The sequence below is a fragment of the Allorhizobium sp. nf9_anc genome (assembly GCF_056323085.1).
The window spans coordinates 1777605-1793884 of record NZ_CM150481.1 but is presented as its reverse complement, the minus strand read 5'-3'; the positions used below and the strand labels follow the sequence as shown (position 1 = coordinate 1793884).

Here is a 16280-nt window from a genome sequence, read left to right as displayed (position 1 = left end):
ACCTGGAGCTCCAGCGTGAAATTCAAAGAACTGTCCTATGCCAACGAACGCGACCCCAAGCTGAAGCGGTGGTTCATCCGCTCGATCGAGGGGCTATCTGGTCGTGATCGTTTCACCAGGCTCTACGAGATCTGGCGCAACGACATCGTCGGCAAGACCGACCGGGTCTTCGGCAAGATGCTGGACCTTATTCACGTAGATCTGAAGGTCGAGGGCACATGGCCGCCGGAAAACATCCCGGACGGTCCGATCGTCATCGTCGCCAACCACCCGTTCGGCATCGGCGACGGCATTGCAGTATTGGCGCTCGCCGAGCAGCTCGGCCGACCGTTCCGGGTCCTCATCAACAACGAACTTCTGAAGGTGCCGGAAATGGCGCCTTACTCCTTGCCGGTCTCCTTCGAGGAGACCAAGGAAGCGCTCGCGCTCAACATGCAGACCCGCCACGAGGCGCTTCGGCTGTTGAAGGAGGGTGTCACCGTCGTGATTTTCCCGGCAGGTGGCGTGGCGACAGCGAAGAAGGGTTTTGGCCGTGCAGAAGATCTTCCCTGGAAGATGTTCCCCGCCAAGCTCATTCAGGCCGCGAAGGCCAATGTCGTGCCTGTCTTCTTCGAAGGACAGAACGGCCGTCTCTTTCATCTCGCGAGCAAGATCTCGCTGACGCTTCGTGTCTCGCTGCTGATCCGTGAGTTCCGTCGCCTGTCCGGCTCGACCATCCGGGCACGTGTTGGTGTGATGATTCCCTGGGAAGAGCTGAGCACCCATGCCGACCGCAAGGATCTGCTTGCGCGTCTCTTCGGTGCAGTGTTCAGCATGGCGCCGGTAGAGCGCCGGAAGTTCCGTCGGGCAGCCTGAACCGTCAGGACTGGTCGAGCATCAGTTCGACATCCATGTTGGTGCCGGCCTTCACCTCGAAGTCCCTCTGGAAAATTTGGTCCTTGTTGCGCGCCACGGCCGTATACTGGCCTTCGGCAAGAACCATCACCGGGAAAGCGCTGACACTTTCCGCGACAATATCGCCGCCAGAAGTGAGCACCGACCACGCAGTATCGGCAATCGCTTCGCCGCCCTCTTCGGACACGAGTTTCAGTCCGACCTGAGACGCGCGGTGTTGTATCGTAGCCTCGGTCAGTTCGCCTGCCTCAACGGTGATATCGGCCCGCACCACGGCATTGATCGCGCCATATTCCGAGACGACATGATAGGTCCCGGCATTCAGGCGCACGATGGTGTTTGGCTTGACGTCGGAAAGCACGAGACCGCGCTCGCCATCCTCGCGAACTTCCGACGAGTAGATGTCGAAGCTGAGCTGTTTGTCAGGAATGTGTGTATCCGTGCCCGAGATCGCATTGAGCGACATACCGCCGGCATCCAGCACCAGAACCTGGTCGGCAATATCGCCTTCGACGGGCACGCTCAGTTTCTTGGTGGCGCCTGCTCGACCGAAGGACACGTTGACGAAATAGTCGCCGGGAGCAAGCTGAAAGGCCGCTGAACCACCTTCGGCGCTGGCCAGCAATGGCAGCTTGCCATCGGCGCCGGGAATGGGGCTGAAGACACGCCAGGACAGACCATGCTGCATGGGCTCGCCCTCATTCGTCAGCTTGGCGTCGAGCTTTACGCTGCGCCCTTGGGTCACATTGGCAATCGCGCCGATGCCCGGCGCCGAGAAAGCCTTCAGCTTCGGCATCTTGGTGGAGCCGTTGAGCTGCTTGAAGGTTTCGAAGGCGTCCTGTGCAAAAGCCGGCGCGGTCGCGGCAGAGGCCACGAGGAGCCCGAGCAGCAGCCGGATGACAACAGGTTGGTGGGACATGCGATGCACTGTGTGTTGACTTCCTTCCCAATGCCGGCAACTTCAAACCGAACCGCATGGCAATTTCAAGACCTGCCGACGCGCCCAAGGACTATGAAGGCATCAAGAAAATGAAAAAAGATATCAAACTGCTCGATTATCTCGCAGTTCGTCGTTCCGTGCCCGCATTTCAGATGTGCGAACCCGGTCCGGAGAAGAGTGAGATCGAGTCGATTCTGTCGCTCGCGGTGCGCGTTCCCGATCACGGCAAGATCGCTCCCTGGCGCTTCATCGTCTATCGTGGCGAGGAGCGCGCGCGCATTGGCGCGGAGCTTCTGGCAATGGCGCTGGAGAAAAACCCGGCGCTTTCCGAGGAGATGATCAAGGTTGAGCGCACCCGGTTCACCCGCGCGCCCGTGGTCGTCGGCGTCATCTCGACGGCCGCCCCACATGCGAAGATCCCGGAATGGGAACAGGTCATGTCGGCCGGCGCCGTGTGCCTCAATCTGCTGATGGCCGCCAATGCCCATGGCTACGTGTCCAACTGGCTCTCCGAATGGTTTGCCTTCGACGAACGCGCCTATCCGCTCCTCGGCGTCAAGCCCGGCGAGAAGGTTGCAGGCTTCATCCATATCGGCTCGACGGAATTCCCGATCGTAGAGCGTCCGCGTCCGGCCCTGGAGGAAGTCGTCTCCTGGCAGGGTGGTGAAGATTGATGTTCTACGATACCGAATCGAATGCGCATGGCATGGCGCACGATCCCTTCAAGGCGATCGTGGCACCTCGGCCCATCGGCTGGATCGGCACGAAGGGTAGGGATGGCGGCCATAATCTGTCGCCCTATTCCTTCTTTAACGCCGTCGGTGATCGCCCGAAATTGGTGATGTTTTCGTCGAGCGGTCGCAAGGACAGTCTGCGCAATGTCGAGGAGACACGGGTCTTCACCGCGAGCTTTGTTAGCCGCACGCTTATCGATCAGATGAACGTCTCCTCGGCGGCCGTACCCTATGAGACGGACGAGTTCGCGCTCGCCGGTCTGACCGCAGCGCCGGGCCGGCTCATCGACGCGCCCTATGTCGGAGAAGCCGTTGCCGCACTCGAATGCCGGGTGACCAAGGTCCTGACCCTGCCAGACATGGATGGCAACGAGACCGACAGCCATGCCGTCTTCGGTCAGGTGGTGGGTATCCATATCGCTGATGGCGTGATCCGTAACGGGCGATTCGATCTTGCCTTCGCAGATCCGATCATGAGGCTGGGCTACATGGATTATGCCGGTATGGGCCCTGTCTTCGAGCTGAAACGTCCCGGCCAGCGAATCTAGCGCGTGCCGTACCTCTTCTCGAACCCGTAGAAATAAGGGGTTTCCGGAAGGCGTTAACGAACGTGGTGAACGTTTCTTAAACACTTTGAACCTAGTGTCCGAGATACCGAATGTTTCGGGTGTGCACAGGTGGCGAGTGGGTTCGACTTTGATCGTTGCAGCTTTTCTCAAATGGGTCGAGACGGCGAAATCGCAGGAGCGGGCTCGTGCGGCGAATGCTCTGGCTCGGGCTTACCTGAAGTCGGACATGGCCCCGGAAGAACGTCATGCAGCCCAGATGGCCATGACCTATCTTCTCGATGATCCTGCCCCGCAGGTGCGCCTCGCACTGGCAGACGTTCTTGCGCAAGAGGCGAGGGCGCCGCGCGCCCTGATGGTGTCGCTTGCTGAAGACCAGCCGGAGATCGCCTCTTCGGTCATTCTCCATTCGCCGGTCCTCTCCGATGCCGATCTCGTGGATATCGCAGGCCGCGGCACCGTCGAGACCCGCGCGCTGATCGCTGCCCGCAACGACGTCAGTATCGGCGTCGCCGCAGCGCTGGCCGAGATCGGAGATGCCGCAGAGCTCGAAGTCCTGCTTGAAAATCCCCGTGCACGCCTCACTGCCTTCACGCTGCGCCGCATTGCAGAGCGCCACGGCCATAGCGAGCGCATCCGGGCTCTCCTACTTGAGCGTGACGATCTGACAAGCGGCGTTCGCCAACTCCTGGTGCAGTTCGTCGCCGATGCGCTTGCGGGTTCCGGCCTGGTGATCGGCGCCATAGGCACCCGGCGGATTGAGCGCATTGCCCGGGAAGCCGGAGACTGCGCAACGATTGCGCTTCTGGCGGACGTCCATGGTGAAGAACTGTCCCGCCTCACAGACCAGCTTCGCGGCGCAGGCCGCCTGACCCCCGCCTTCCTGATGCATGCGCTCTGCGCCGGCCGCACCGACTTCTTCTCGTCGGCGATCGTTGCGATCTCCGGTCTGGATGAACGGCGGGTGCGTTCCATTCTCGCGACTGGCCGCTTTCATGCGGTGCGCGCTCTGCTGGAGTCCTCGGGTCTTACCCGGGATGTCAGCCCGCTTTTCGTGGAGGCCGTGATGCTCTGGCGCACGCTCATCCAGTCGGCAGACGGTTTCGATCTCGACCATATCGCCCACCGGCTCGTCGCTCGCTATCGAGACGCCCGTGACCTCAGCGATTCGGCCCGCGTCCTCATCGACATGATCGAGCGGATCGCGATTGCCGAGGAGCGGAGATTGGCGCGGGACTATGCCAGCGGCTTTGCGCTGGCTGCGGCCTGATCAGATCAAGGCGTGATCTTTTTCGCCACCCAGGAATAGCTCTCAGACACGACGTGGATCGGCTTTTCGAAGATCATCTTGATCGCCGCCTTGCCGGGCAGAACCTCGCGCACGGCATCGATCGCCCGGTCCTTCAGCGTCTTCTCTTGCTCTTCGGTCGGTTGGACAGCCGGAGAGGCAGCGCTATCACCCGGCTGCAACGGGGCCTGTGCTGCAAGAGCTTCCGTAATTTCCGGTGGCGGCATTTGGCAGACGGCTACAGCCGTCGGATAGCCAATGTTGGTATAGCGCCCCAGGACCTCTTCAGATGCCGCATTGCAGAGTTCGATGGACACGAACCGCTCTGACGGCGTCTCGACGAATTCGCACTGGCTGACACTGTCGTCGCAGCCAAGGATCGTCATCATGATCAGAGCAGTCTTCATCGCGGGGCTCCCGGCAGGATGTTTGGTGCGCTAGACGAAACAGAGGATTGGAGCCAAAGCATGGCGTCACCGGCTGCGCTCTTGAAGAGTAAGCGCAGCGCTTTCTTGAGGCTGACAATTGCCGATGAGGCGCTAGCCTGTGGAAACCATCCGGTTTTCAACAGCGGGCTCCGCGACGAAATCCAGCTCGCCTTGCGCTTCGTCCGGCACGACATCATCGGCAAGTTCGACTTCACGGATCCATTCGCGCCAGATCGACACGAGCAGTGCCATCAGCACCGGGCCAATGAACAGGCCGAGGAAGCCCATGGTCTTCACGCCACCGACGAGGCCGAAAAAGGTCGGCAGGAACGGCAGCTTGATCGGACCGCCAACGAGCCGTGGCCGCACCGTCTTGTCGACGATGAAGAGCTCGACCGAACCCCAGATGAACAGAGCCACGCCTTCGATCATCGCGCCACTCGCGACGAGGTAGATGGAGACCAGCGTGAAGGACAGGGGCGCACCGCCCGGAATGAGCGCCATGACGCCGGTGATGACGCCGAGCGTGACAGGCGAGGGAACGCCCGCCAGCCAATAGGCAATCCCGAGAATGATGCCTTCGCCGATGGCAATCAGGGTCATACCGGTGACGGTGGAGCTGATAGTCGCCGGCACCACGCGTGAGATCCGCTCCCAGCGGTTCGGCAGAATGCGCTCGCCGAGTAGGTCTAGCTGGCCGGCAAAATTCGCCCCGTCGCGATAGACGAAGAACAGCGCGATCAGCATGAAGAGCAGCGTCAGCAGCAGATGGAAGATCCCATCGCCTGCCGCAATGACGGCGCGGTAGATATTGCCGATATTGGCGCCGCTAACGATCTGGATGAGTTCTCCGATCGCGCCAGGCTGGCCGATATGTTCAGTCCACTTCGCCGCCAACCACTCGCCCACACGCGGCAGTGCCGAGATCCACGCCGGAGGCGGTGCACCCGTGTTGTTCGCCTCGACGGCCCAGGTAATCCATTGGCGGATTTCCTCGACGGCATAGGAGATTGCAACGCCGATCGGCACGATCAGGAAGGTCAGGATGAACAAGAGGGCGAGTGTCGCGCCGAGCGTCGTATTTCCGCCGATCCGGTCAAGCAGTCGCCGGTAAAGCGGCCAGCTGGCAAAGGCGATCACCAGTGATGCCAGCACCGGCACCAGAAAGCCGTGGAAAAAGTAGATGGCCGCGATACCGATCAGTACCAGCAGCCAGCGCGCCACCGAGATCGGAGTGATCAATGCTATGCGGTTCGCCGTTGCCTGACCGAGCCAACGCGGCCCTTTCGACGGGGTCTGAATATCAGCCTGGCTCACAATCTGAAGTGTCCCGTTAAAACTGCCCTGCATATGGAGCATTCTGGATCGGGAAACAAGCGGGCGGCGGCGGGCGTCTGACGCCCGACGCTCAGATGTCGAGGTTCTCCGCGAAGGCCGCACGCTCCTGAATGAAGCGGAAACGCGCCTCGGGCTTGGTGCCCATCAGGGCATCCACCGCATCGCGCGTGCCTTCGAAGTCGACATCATCGATGCCGACCCGCAGAAGCGTGCGCTTTGCCGGATCCATGGTCGTTTCCTTGAGCTGCGCCGGCATCATTTCGCCGAGGCCTTTGAAGCGTCCGATCTCGACCTTCTTGCCCTTGAACACCGTCTCCATCAGTTCGGCGCGGTGGGCGTCGTCGCGGGCATAGACGGTCTTTGCACCCTGGCGGATGACATAGAGCGGCGGCACGGCGAGATAGAGATGGTTGCCGCGGATCAGTTCCGGCATTTCCTGGTAGAAGAAGGTGATCAGCAGTGATGCGATATGGGCACCGTCGACGTCGGCATCGGTCATGACGATGACGCGTTCATAGCGCAGATCCTCGTCGCGATATTTCGTCCGTGTACCGCAGCCGAGCGCCTGGATGAGATCGGCGATCTGCTGGTTGGCCATCAGCTTTTCGCGGCTGGCCGAACCGACGTTCAGGATCTTGCCGCGCAGCGGCAGGATCGCCTGGTTGGAGCGGTTGCGCGCCTGCTTCGCCGAGCCACCGGCCGAGTCACCTTCGACGATGAACAGTTCCGCGCCTTCGGCGGTGTTCTGCGAGCAGTCGGCCAGCTTGCCCGGCAGGCGAAGTTTTCTAACGGCAGTCTTGCGGTTGACTTCCTTTTCCTTGCGGCGACGCAGCCGCTCTTCTGCACGCTCGATCACCCAGTCGAGCAGCTTAGCCGCTTCGTTGGGATTGTCGGCGAGGTAATGGTCGAAGGGATCGCGCAGCACGTTTTCGACAAGGCGCTGGGCCTCGACGGTCGCGAGCTTGTCCTTGGTCTGTCCGACGAACTCAGGCTCACGGATGAAAACCGACAGCATGCCGACAGCAGAAATCATCACATCGTCGGTGGTGATTTCCTTGGCGCGCTTGTTCTGCGTCAGTTCGGCATAGTTCTTCAGGCCCTTGGTGAGCGCAATGCGCAAACCGGCTTCATGCGTGCCGCCTTCAGGCGTCGGGATGGTGTTGCAATAGGAATGCAGAGCCGGATCGCCACCATACCAGGTGACAGCCCATTCCATCGCGCCATGTCCGCCGGTCTTCTCGGTCTTGCCGGCAAAGATCTCGCGGGTGACCGTAAATTCCTTGCCGAGCGTGGCGGCGAGATAGTCCTTGAGGCCACCGGGGAAGTGGAAGACGGCCTTTTCGGGGATGTCGCCGCCTTCCGGGACCATGCCCGGATCGCAGGACCAGCGGATCTCGACGCCGCCGAAAAGATAGGCCTTGGACCGCGCCATACGGAAGATCCGGCCCGGATCGAACTTTGCATGGTCGCCAAAGATCTGCGGATCAGGATGGAAGCGCACGCGCGTTCCACGGCGGTTGTGCACTTCGCCCAGTTCTTCGAGCCCGCCCTGCGGCACGCCGCGCGAAAAGGTCTGGCGATAGAGCTTGCGATTGCGGGCAACTTCGACTTCGAGGAGATCGGAGAGCGCGTTGACGACGGAAACGCCGACGCCGTGCAGACCGCCCGAGGTCTCATAGGCCTTGCCGTCGAACTTACCGCCGGCATGCAGCTTGGTCATGATCACTTCGAGCGTCGACTTGCCCGGCACCTGCGGATGCAGTTCTACCGGGATGCCGCGACCATTGTCGGTGACCGTCAGGAAGCCTTGTGTATCGAGATGCACATCGATGAAGTTGGCGTGGCCGGCCACCGCTTCGTCCATCGAGTTGTCGATGACTTCGGCAAACAGATGATGCAGCGCCTTCTCGTCCGTGCCGCCGATATACATGCCGGGACGCATGCGCACCGGTTCGAGGCCTTCGAGAACCCGGATGGAGGACGCGCCGTATTCCTCGGCACCCGCAGTCGAAGCAGGGGCAGCCGGCCGCGCAACAGGTGCGGGGGCAGGGGGCGGCGCTGTCACGGTTTCCGCCTCGACCTTCTGGGCGAGCGGCATGCCGGAAAAGAGATCGTTGTCGTCCATGGCGTCGTTCGATACTCTGTTGCTGTTTGATGCCGGGTCTGCGGCACCTTCAGAAAGCCGCCGCACCAGGCCAGTCGCATCTGCGAATCGGTCGGATTGTGCCAGAAAGGCAGGGCAGGCGCGAAGGGCCATAGAGCCGGCGCATGTTGAATTCGGGCCAGCTTTGCGTGGCGCATTTCGCGAAGGCAAGCGTGAGCCGAGAGGAAACCCATCTTCCATGCAGATGTCCACAGCTCATTTCCGCACTGCGGCGATTTCCTGCGTTCTCTTTCCGTTTCTGTTTCTGGCCAGTGCCCATGCGCAGGCGGTAGGTCCCTTCAAGGACGACCTGTTTTCGGCGCAGAACGTGCTTGAAACCGGGGATGGCGGTGACTTCACGATCGTCGACTATGACGAGATGCGCGACATCAATGGCCGCGACAGCATTCCCGAGCGGCGGGTGAGGGATCGTTATGTCTCCCTCAAGGTGCGCCGCGTCCAGGAAAACCAGACGCTGCCACTATCCACCGGACCGCTTGATGTCGGCAGGGTTGGTCTCGATCAGGCGCAGGCCTTCACGGTTATTTTCATCCACGGTCGTGGCGGTGACCGTCGCCTCGGGTTGAACGACATCAGCTTCGGCGGCAATTTCAATCGCCTGAAGAACCTGGCAGCCGAAAATGGCGGCACCTACTACGCCCCCTCGGTCAGCAGCTTCGATGAAAAGGGCGTCGCAGATATCGCCGCTCTGATTGGCCATGCTTCAGCGCAATCCGGCGGAAAGCCCGTCGTCCTCGCCTGCGCGTCCATGGGGAGCTTTATCTGCTGGGGCATCTCGCGCGACGCGCAGGCGGTCGCGAAACTGTCGGGAATGGCGATCCTCGGCGGAGCGCCGGATCCCGCCTTGCCGAAAAGTGCTGCCGCCAAGGCCAGGCTTCCGCTCTGGTTCACCCATGGCAGCCGCGACAGCGTCTATGCGGCCAACGATCAGCTGGCCATCTATCAGAAGCTCAGAGCCGCGGGGCAGCCCGCCCGGTTCACCCTGTTCGAAACCGGCTCGCATGGAACGCCGGTGCGGATGTCCGACTGGCGGGCCATGCTCAACTGGCTGATCCGCTAGGGGCTTCCTGCTTTGCTGTCTTTAGAGGCTCCATCCGGCCAGATTTTCACCATGTCGCCCGATTAACGAGCCAATCACGCTCCGCAATCTTTCCTTCCGGGCTCAGATTTGCTACTTCGCAGAAGCGAAATAGGGGTTTAGGCGACATGACACCGGAAGTTCGTCCGCTCGTTGCGGGCAATTGGAAAATGAACGGCACACGAGCTTCGCTCGATCAGATCAAGGCCATCGCTGAAGGTGTCCAGGGACCGCTCGCGGAAAAGGTGGATAGTCTGATCTGCCCGCCGGCGACCCTCCTCTATGTCGCAACCGCGCTTTGCACCGACAGCGCTCTCGAAATCGGTGCCCAGGATTGCCATCAGAACGCTTCGGGCGCCCACACCGGCGACCTCTCTGCCGAGATGATCGCCGACTGCTTTGGCACGCATGTGATCGTCGGCCATTCCGAACGCCGCACCGATCATGCCGAAACCGACCATCTGGTGCGTGCCAAGGCAGAAGCTGCCTATGCCGCGGACTTGACCGCCGTCATCTGCATCGGTGAGACCGCGGACGAGCGCAAGTCTGGCCAGACCCTCGACATTCTCAAGCGTCAGCTTGCCGGCTCCGTTCCGGATGGTGCGAAGTCCGAGCGCACGGTCATTGCCTATGAACCCGTCTGGGCGATTGGTACCGGCTTGACCCCGACCACGGCGGATGTTGCTGAAGCCCATGCATTCCTGCGGTCCGAACTCGTCAAGCGCTTTGGCGCCGAAGGCAAGAAGATGCGCATTCTCTATGGCGGATCGGTCAAGCCCTCCAACGCCCGGGAACTCATGGCCGTCGAGAACGTCGACGGTGCCCTGATCGGTGGCGCGAGCTTGAAGGCTGCGGATTTCCTCGCCATATACCGGGTCTACGAGGAACTCACCGCCTGAAGGGCAAAGCCCTGAAATGCGGGAGAGGGGGTTTCATTGCCCGTTCCTCTCATGTAAAGAGCCGCCAACCTCATTGATTTTGCCCCTGTTGGGCAGGATGGACATTCCATGCAGACCGTATTGCTCGTAATTTACCTCATGGTCGTCGTCGCACTGATCGGCGTCGTTCTCATCCAGCGGTCGGAAGGCGGCGGTCTGGGCATCGGCGGCGGATCGGGCTTCATGTCTGCGCGTGGCACGGCCAATGCCCTGACCCGCACGACCGCGATCCTGGCGACGCTCTTCTTCGTCATCTCGCTGGCGCTTGGCATCCTTGCCCGTTACGAATCCCGCCCGACCGACATTCTGGATCGCATCCCGGCCGGCAACGGCACGACCCAGGGCGGCGGCAGCGTTCTCGACCAGCTTCCGGGCGCAGCTCCGGCCCAGCCGTCGACGACGGCGCCTGCAGCAACAACGCCTGCGGCTCCGGCAACGCCGGCCCCGGCAGCAGACCCCAACGCCGTTCCGAACAACTGATCGGAACGACATCCATCACTCCGGCGGGCTCAAGGGTCCGCCGGTTTTCTTTTGTCTGAATTCCGCCACTCCACACGAAAAATGTGGGACAAGCCCGATTGGGGCTGGCGGAATCGAATCTGAAACGGTATCCGGTGAAGCCCATGGCGCGATATGTATTCATCACTGGCGGCGTGGTTTCCTCTCTCGGTAAAGGAATTGCGGCCGCGGCACTCGGAGCATTGTTGCAGGCACGGGGTTACCGCGTGCGTCTGCGCAAGCTGGACCCCTATCTCAACGTTGACCCGGGCACCATGAGCCCGACTCAGCACGGCGAAGTCTTCGTCACCGATGACGGTGCCGAAACCGACCTCGACCTCGGCCACTATGAGCGTTTTACCGGGCGTTCGGCCACCAAGACCGACAACATCACCACCGGTCGCATCTACAAGAACATCATCGACAAGGAACGCCGCGGCGACTATCTCGGCGCGACCGTTCAGGTCATTCCGCACGTCACCAACGAGATCAAGGATTTCGTCATCGAGGGCAATGACGACTACGATTTCGTCATCTGCGAGATCGGCGGCACTGTCGGTGACATCGAAGCCATGCCCTTCATGGAAGCGATCCGTCAGCTCGGCAACGACCTGCCGCGCGGAACTGCCGTCTACGTGCACCTGACCCTGATGCCCTATATCCCGGCAGCCGGCGAATTGAAGACCAAGCCGACCCAGCATTCCGTCAAGGAACTGCAGGCGCTCGGTATTCATCCCGACATCCTGCTGGTCCGTGCCGATCGCGAGATCCCGCAGGCCGAGCGCCGCAAGCTCTCGCTGTTCTGCAACGTGCGTGAAAGCGCCGTGATCCAGGCTCTCGACGTCGCCAACATCTACGACGTCCCGATGGCCTACCACAAGGAAGGCCTCGACAACGAGGTACTGGCCGCCTTCGGTATCGAGCCGGCTCCGAAGCCGCGCCTAGATGCCTGGGAAGAGGTCTGCAATCGCATCCGCACCCCGGAAGGCGAAGTCACGATCGCGATCGTCGGCAAGTACACCGGTCTGAAGGATGCCTACAAGTCTCTGATCGAAGCCCTGTACCACGGCGGCATCGCCAACCGGGTCAAGGTCAAGCTGGAGTGGATCGAGTCCGAGATCTTCGAAAAGGAAGATCCGTCGCCGTGGCTGGAAAAGGTCAACGGCATCCTCGTGCCCGGCGGCTTCGGCGAGCGTGGTTCGGAAGGCAAGATCCTGGCCGCCCAGTTCGCCCGCGAGCGCAAGGTGCCGTATTTCGGTATCTGCTTCGGCATGCAGATGGCGGTCGTTGAAGCCGCACGCAACCTCGCCGGCATCGAGAACGCCTCGTCGACTGAATTCGGCAAGACCGAAGAACCGGTCGTTGGCCTGATGACGGAGTGGATGAAGGGCAACGAGCTCGAGAAGCGTTCGGCTGTCGGCGATCTCGGCGGCACCATGCGTCTCGGCGCCTACAAGGCCTCGCTGAAGAAGGGCACCAAGATCTCCGAGATCTACGGCTCGGCGGACATCTCCGAACGCCACCGCCATCGCTACGAAGTCAACGTCGACTACAAGGATCGCCTGGAATCCTGTGGTCTCGTCTTCTCCGGCATGTCGCCGGACGGCCTTCTGCCGGAAACGGTCGAGTATCCCGATCATCCGTGGTTCATCGGCGTGCAGTACCATCCGGAGCTGAAGTCGCGCCCTCTCGACCCGCATCCGCTCTTTGCGAGCTTCATCGGTGCGGCGCTGGAACAGAGCCGCCTCGTCTGAGGACGAACTGCAGACAGACCTACAGAGACCCGGCCATGTGCCGGGTCTTCTGATTCTGGGATATTGCTCGGAGTAGGTCGGACTCGTCGTTATGGACGCAGCAATAGGAGTGGCACGGTGTCACCCGCTTCGACTGCCGGTGCATTGGGCGGACGCACGATCAGGCAGTCCGACTGCGAAAAGATCCGCATCATCGAGGAGTCCTGCCTGCCGAAGCTTTCGACCGCAGGCATGTCATCGCTCGTTTCAATAAGCCGCGCACGAACATAGTCCTGACGTTTGTCATTGGTGGGCAGGGCGGCGCGCAGCCTCGCCGTGGCCATGCGTCGTGGCGTCTTTCGATGTCCGAGGTGACAAAGAAGCGGTTCGAGGAACAGAAGCCCGCAGACCAGGCTAGACACCGGATTGCCCGGAAGACCCAGCACTTGCATGCCGCCCAGGCGGCCGACCATGAGGGGTTTGCCCGGACGCATCGCGATCCGCCAGAAATCGAGCTCCATGCCAGCCGCGACAAGCGTCGACTGGACCAGGTCATGGTCGCCAACGGAGGCGCCACCAAGGGTGACGAGCACGTCTACGCCGAGGACGCGCGCCCGCTCCACCGCTTCTCGCAAAAGCTCGCGATTGTCAGGCACGATGCCGAGATCGATCACGTCAGCGCCATTGTCCCGGGAAAGTGCCGCGATCCCGAAGGTATTCGAGCCGATGATCTGGCTGGGGCCGGGTTTGCCTCCCGGAGACACCAGTTCATCACCGGTGGCCAGGATCGCGATCCTGGGGCGGCGATGAACGGGCACTGTCGCGTGGTTCATGGCCGCGGCCAGCGTTAGATGGGTAAAGTCGAGGCTGAGCCCGGCGGAAAGTGCGACATCGCCCTCGGCAAAATCCTGGCCTCTCGGGCGAATGTGCCGGCCATGGGTGGCGACGAACTGGGTGCGGATGCGCCCGTCATCGAGTTTCTCTGCATCTTCCTGCAGGAGGATGCTGTCAGCGCCATCGGGCACGGGCGCTCCGGTGAAAATGCGCACAGCCTGACCTGTGCTGACCGTCCCCGAAAATCCATGCCCGGCTGCCGATTCGCCGATGACGGTGAGTACCGATCCGATCTTGTCCGCATCCTCAGCCCGCAGCGCATAGCCGTCCATGGCCGACGCATTGAAGGGCGGCTGGGTGAGGCGCGCGTTGAGATCGGCCGCAAGCACGCGACCGTTGGCCTCATGAAGGGATATCTCTTCTGTGTCGCTGATCGGGCGGGCAGCAGCCAGAAGCCGCGCCAGTGCGTCCTCGACCGGCAGCAGCGACATCAGCCGCGCTCCGGATGGCGGAAATCGCCCGACTTGCCGCCACTCTTTTCCATCACGCGGATACCGCCAATCTCCATCGTCTTGTCGACGGCTTTCGCCATGTCGTAGATCGTCAGGCAAGTCACGGAAACGGCCGCCAGCGCTTCCATCTCGACACCGGTCTTGCCGGTCAACTTCACGGTCGCTTCGACCCGAAGACCCGGGAGATCGGCATCCTCCGTGATGTCCACGATGACCTTCGACAGCATCAGCGGATGGCAAAGCGGAATGAGGTTGCTGGTCTGCTTGGCTGCCATGATGCCGGCGATCCGAGCCGTGCCGATCACGTCGCCCTTCTTGGCATTTCCGGCGATAACAGTCGCAAGTGTCGCGAGGTTCATCCGCACAAAGCCTTCGGCAACCGCAAGGCGGACCGTGTCATCCTTGGCCGAGACGTCCACCATATGCGCCTCGCCGGAGGCGCCGATATGAGTCAGTCCGCCGGACCCGGCAGTCATTCGGCCGCCAGGGCGCCGGTCTTGCCGGTCAGAAGTGTGCGGGTGGCAGAGGCGACGTCGTCCTTGCGCATCAGGCTCTCGCCGACGAGGAAGGTCGATATGCCGGATTGCTCCAGCCGCTGACAATCTTCGTAGGTGAAGATGCCGCTTTCACCGACCAGCAGCCGATCGGCCGGTACCATGGAAGCGAGTTCTTCGCTGACGGTGAGGCTGACCTCGAAGGTGCGCAGATTGCGGTTATTGATCCCGACCAGCGGTGACCTAAGCTTCAACGCCCGTTCCATCTCCTCGGCATCATGCACTTCGACGAGCACATCCATTCCGAGTTCGAAGGCGACAGCTTCAAGTTCAGCCGCTTCGCCGTCCGACAGCGATGCCATGATCAGCAGGACGCAGTCGCCACCCCAGGCGCGGGCCTCGTAGACCTGATAGGCATCGAACATGAAGTCCTTGCGCAGTGCCGGCAGGGCGCAGGCCTTGCGGGACGCCGTCAGGAATTCCGGTGCGCCCTGGAAGCTCGGCATGTCGGTCAGCACGGAGAGGCAGGCAGCGCCCCCGGCTTCGTAAGCAGCCGCGAGCGACGGCGGATCAAAATCCGGACGGATAAGTCCCTTCGAAGGGCTGGCCTTCTTGATCTCGGCGATCAGGCCGAAACGGCCCTCGTCGCGGGCGCGCACCAGCGCGCGGTGGAAACCGCGTGGCGCTTCCTCACCGGCAATCCGGTCCTTGAGCTCCGAAAGCGACACTGCGGCTTTCGCTGCCGCGATTTCTTCCCGCTTGTAGGTCTCTATACGCTTCAGGATATCGGTCATGGTCGCAAGCTTAGCCCTGAGTGGCGGAATTGGAAATGGCAATCAGCGTTTCGAGCGCTCGTGCAGCGCCGCCACCGTCCAGCGACTGGCTGGCGAGATGCATGCCCTCGGTCACATCCTTCGCCTTTCCGGCGACGATCAGCGAGGCGGCTGCGTTGCAGAGCGCCACGTCGCGATAAGGCGTCTTGGCGCCGCCGAGCACATCACGCAGCGCTGCCGCATTCACCGCACCGTCACCGCCTCTGATGGCGTCGAGGGTGACTGTTTCGACGCCGAAATCAGCAGGCGTGAGCTCGAAGGTGGTGATTTCGCCGTCCTTCAGTGCCGCAACCAGAGACGGACCGGTCGTCGTAATCTCGTCCAAGCCGCTGCCATGAACAACCCAGGCGCTGGTCAGGCCGAGGTCTCGCAGGGCTTCCGCTCCCGGCACCAGCCACTCGGGCGAGTAGACGCCAAAGAGCTGCTTTTTGACCCGGGCAGGGCTCGACAGGGGTCCGACGATGTTGAAGATCGTGCGGGCACCCAGCTCGACGCGGGCAGGGCCGACATGGCGCATCGCAGGATGATGCAGCTGCGCAAACATGAAGCCGATCCCGGCCTCGCGGATGCAACGGCCGATGAGGTCCGGCTCGATATCGAGCTTCACGCCGAGTTGGGAGAGCGCATCGGCGGTGCCGGACTTCGAGCTCAGCGCGCGATTGCCGTGTTTGGCGACGGGGACGCCGGCACCCGCCACGATGATCGCGGCGAGCGTCGAGATGTTATAGGTATTGGTGCCGTCGCCGCCGGTTCCGACGATGTCGATCGCATCGGCAGGCGCATCCACCGGCACCATCTTCTGCCGCATGATCGAAACCGCGCCCGCGATCTCGTCGACGGTCTCGCCGCGCACGCGCAAAGCCAAGAGGAAGCCGCCGACCTGCGCCATGCTGGCTTCGCCCGACATTAGGATCTCGAAGGCGTCGCTCGCCTCCTGCCGCGTGAGCGGCTGGCGCGTGGCGATCTTGGCGATGAAGGGTTTCAACCCGGACATTCTGCAGCTCCCCC

The 16280-nt window shown here is 61.9% G+C and carries 16 protein-coding genes; 8 read left to right on the top strand and 8 right to left on the bottom strand.

What is annotated here, in order from left to right; translation table 11 throughout:
* The first annotated feature begins 15 nt into the window (after positions 1 to 15).
* Positions 16 to 855: a lysophospholipid acyltransferase family protein gene (locus tag AC02Y0_RS08490; RefSeq protein ID WP_102020007.1), complete on the top strand. Its 840-nt coding sequence runs from the start codon at positions 16 to 18 to the stop codon at positions 853 to 855.
* A 4-nt stretch (positions 856 to 859) separates the two neighbouring features.
* On the opposite strand, the gene AC02Y0_RS08485 is transcribed toward AC02Y0_RS08490, so the two are convergent.
* Positions 860 to 1813, bottom strand: coding sequence for a hypothetical protein (locus tag AC02Y0_RS08485; protein WP_476383482.1), 954 nt, complete (start codon positions 1811 to 1813; stop codon positions 860 to 862).
* A 110-nt stretch (positions 1814 to 1923) separates the two neighbouring features.
* Between AC02Y0_RS08485 and AC02Y0_RS08480 the strand changes: the two genes are divergently transcribed.
* The 3 genes from AC02Y0_RS08480 to AC02Y0_RS08470 all read left to right on the top strand — a co-directional run bounded on the left by AC02Y0_RS08480 (position 1924) and on the right by AC02Y0_RS08470 (position 4404).
* Entirely contained in the window at positions 1924 to 2508 is a 585-nt protein-coding gene (locus tag AC02Y0_RS08480) for a nitroreductase family protein (RefSeq protein ID WP_476383481.1), read from the top strand.
* Positions 2508 to 3116 carry a flavin reductase family protein gene (locus AC02Y0_RS08475; RefSeq protein ID WP_476383480.1) on the top strand — a complete coding sequence of 203 codons (609 nt, stop codon included), beginning with the start codon at positions 2508 to 2510 and terminating at the stop codon, positions 3114 to 3116. The genes AC02Y0_RS08480 and AC02Y0_RS08475 overlap by 1 nt, the downstream gene beginning before the upstream one ends.
* A gap of 148 nt (positions 3117 to 3264) precedes the next feature.
* A complete protein-coding gene (locus AC02Y0_RS08470) occupies positions 3265 to 4404 on the top strand; it encodes a DUF2336 domain-containing protein (protein ID WP_476383995.1) in 1140 nt (379 codons plus the stop codon).
* A 5-nt stretch (positions 4405 to 4409) separates the two neighbouring features.
* Here the strand turns inward: AC02Y0_RS08470 and AC02Y0_RS08465 are convergent, their stop codons facing one another.
* The 3 genes from AC02Y0_RS08465 to parE all read right to left on the bottom strand — a co-directional run bounded on the left by AC02Y0_RS08465 (position 4410) and on the right by parE (position 8313).
* Entirely contained in the window at positions 4410 to 4829 is a 420-nt protein-coding gene (locus AC02Y0_RS08465) for a hypothetical protein (protein ID WP_476383479.1), read from the bottom strand.
* Between the two features lie 132 nt (positions 4830 to 4961).
* The gene (locus AC02Y0_RS08460) at positions 4962 to 6200 is read right to left on the bottom strand and encodes an AI-2E family transporter (RefSeq protein WP_476383478.1); all 1239 of its coding nucleotides are present in this window, start codon (positions 6198 to 6200) and stop codon (positions 4962 to 4964) included.
* Positions 6201 to 6258: 58 nt separating this feature from the next.
* A complete protein-coding gene (gene parE, locus AC02Y0_RS08455) occupies positions 6259 to 8313 on the bottom strand; it encodes a DNA topoisomerase IV subunit B (RefSeq protein WP_476383477.1) in 2055 nt (684 codons plus the stop codon).
* A gap of 223 nt (positions 8314 to 8536) precedes the next feature.
* On the opposite strand from parE, the gene AC02Y0_RS08450 reads away from it, so the two are divergent.
* The 4 genes from AC02Y0_RS08450 to AC02Y0_RS08435 all read left to right on the top strand — a co-directional run bounded on the left by AC02Y0_RS08450 (position 8537) and on the right by AC02Y0_RS08435 (position 12620).
* Positions 8537 to 9412: an alpha/beta fold hydrolase gene (locus tag AC02Y0_RS08450; RefSeq protein ID WP_476383994.1), complete on the top strand. Its 876-nt coding sequence runs from the start codon at positions 8537 to 8539 to the stop codon at positions 9410 to 9412.
* A gap of 146 nt (positions 9413 to 9558) precedes the next feature.
* Positions 9559 to 10329 carry a triose-phosphate isomerase gene (gene tpiA / locus AC02Y0_RS08445; RefSeq protein ID WP_476383476.1) on the top strand — a complete coding sequence of 257 codons (771 nt, stop codon included), beginning with the start codon at positions 9559 to 9561 and terminating at the stop codon, positions 10327 to 10329.
* 108 nt (positions 10330 to 10437) lie between these two features.
* Positions 10438 to 10848, top strand: coding sequence for a preprotein translocase subunit SecG (gene secG, locus AC02Y0_RS08440; protein ID WP_476383475.1), 411 nt, complete (start codon positions 10438 to 10440; stop codon positions 10846 to 10848).
* Positions 10849 to 10982: 134 nt separating this feature from the next.
* Entirely contained in the window at positions 10983 to 12620 is a 1638-nt protein-coding gene (locus tag AC02Y0_RS08435; RefSeq protein WP_280951005.1) for a CTP synthase, read from the top strand.
* Positions 12621 to 12709: 89 nt separating this feature from the next.
* Here AC02Y0_RS08435 and AC02Y0_RS08430 read toward each other — a convergent pair whose 3' ends face one another.
* The 4 genes from AC02Y0_RS08430 to trpD are packed head-to-tail and all read right to left on the bottom strand — an operon-like array spanning position 12710 to position 16266.
* A complete protein-coding gene (locus tag AC02Y0_RS08430; protein WP_476383473.1) occupies positions 12710 to 13924 on the bottom strand; it encodes a molybdopterin molybdotransferase MoeA in 1215 nt (404 codons plus the stop codon).
* Entirely contained in the window at positions 13924 to 14421 is a 498-nt protein-coding gene (moaC, locus tag AC02Y0_RS08425) for a cyclic pyranopterin monophosphate synthase MoaC (protein WP_476383472.1), read from the bottom strand. The genes AC02Y0_RS08430 and moaC overlap by 1 nt, the downstream gene beginning before the upstream one ends.
* Entirely contained in the window at positions 14418 to 15233 is an 816-nt protein-coding gene (gene trpC, locus AC02Y0_RS08420; RefSeq protein WP_476383471.1) for an indole-3-glycerol phosphate synthase TrpC, read from the bottom strand. The genes moaC and trpC overlap by 4 nt, the downstream gene beginning before the upstream one ends.
* 10 nt (positions 15234 to 15243) lie before the next feature.
* Positions 15244 to 16266, bottom strand: a complete 1023-nt coding sequence (gene trpD / locus AC02Y0_RS08415) for an anthranilate phosphoribosyltransferase (RefSeq protein ID WP_476383469.1) — start codon at positions 16264 to 16266, stop codon at positions 15244 to 15246.
* Positions 16267 to 16280: the final 14 nt, after the last annotated feature.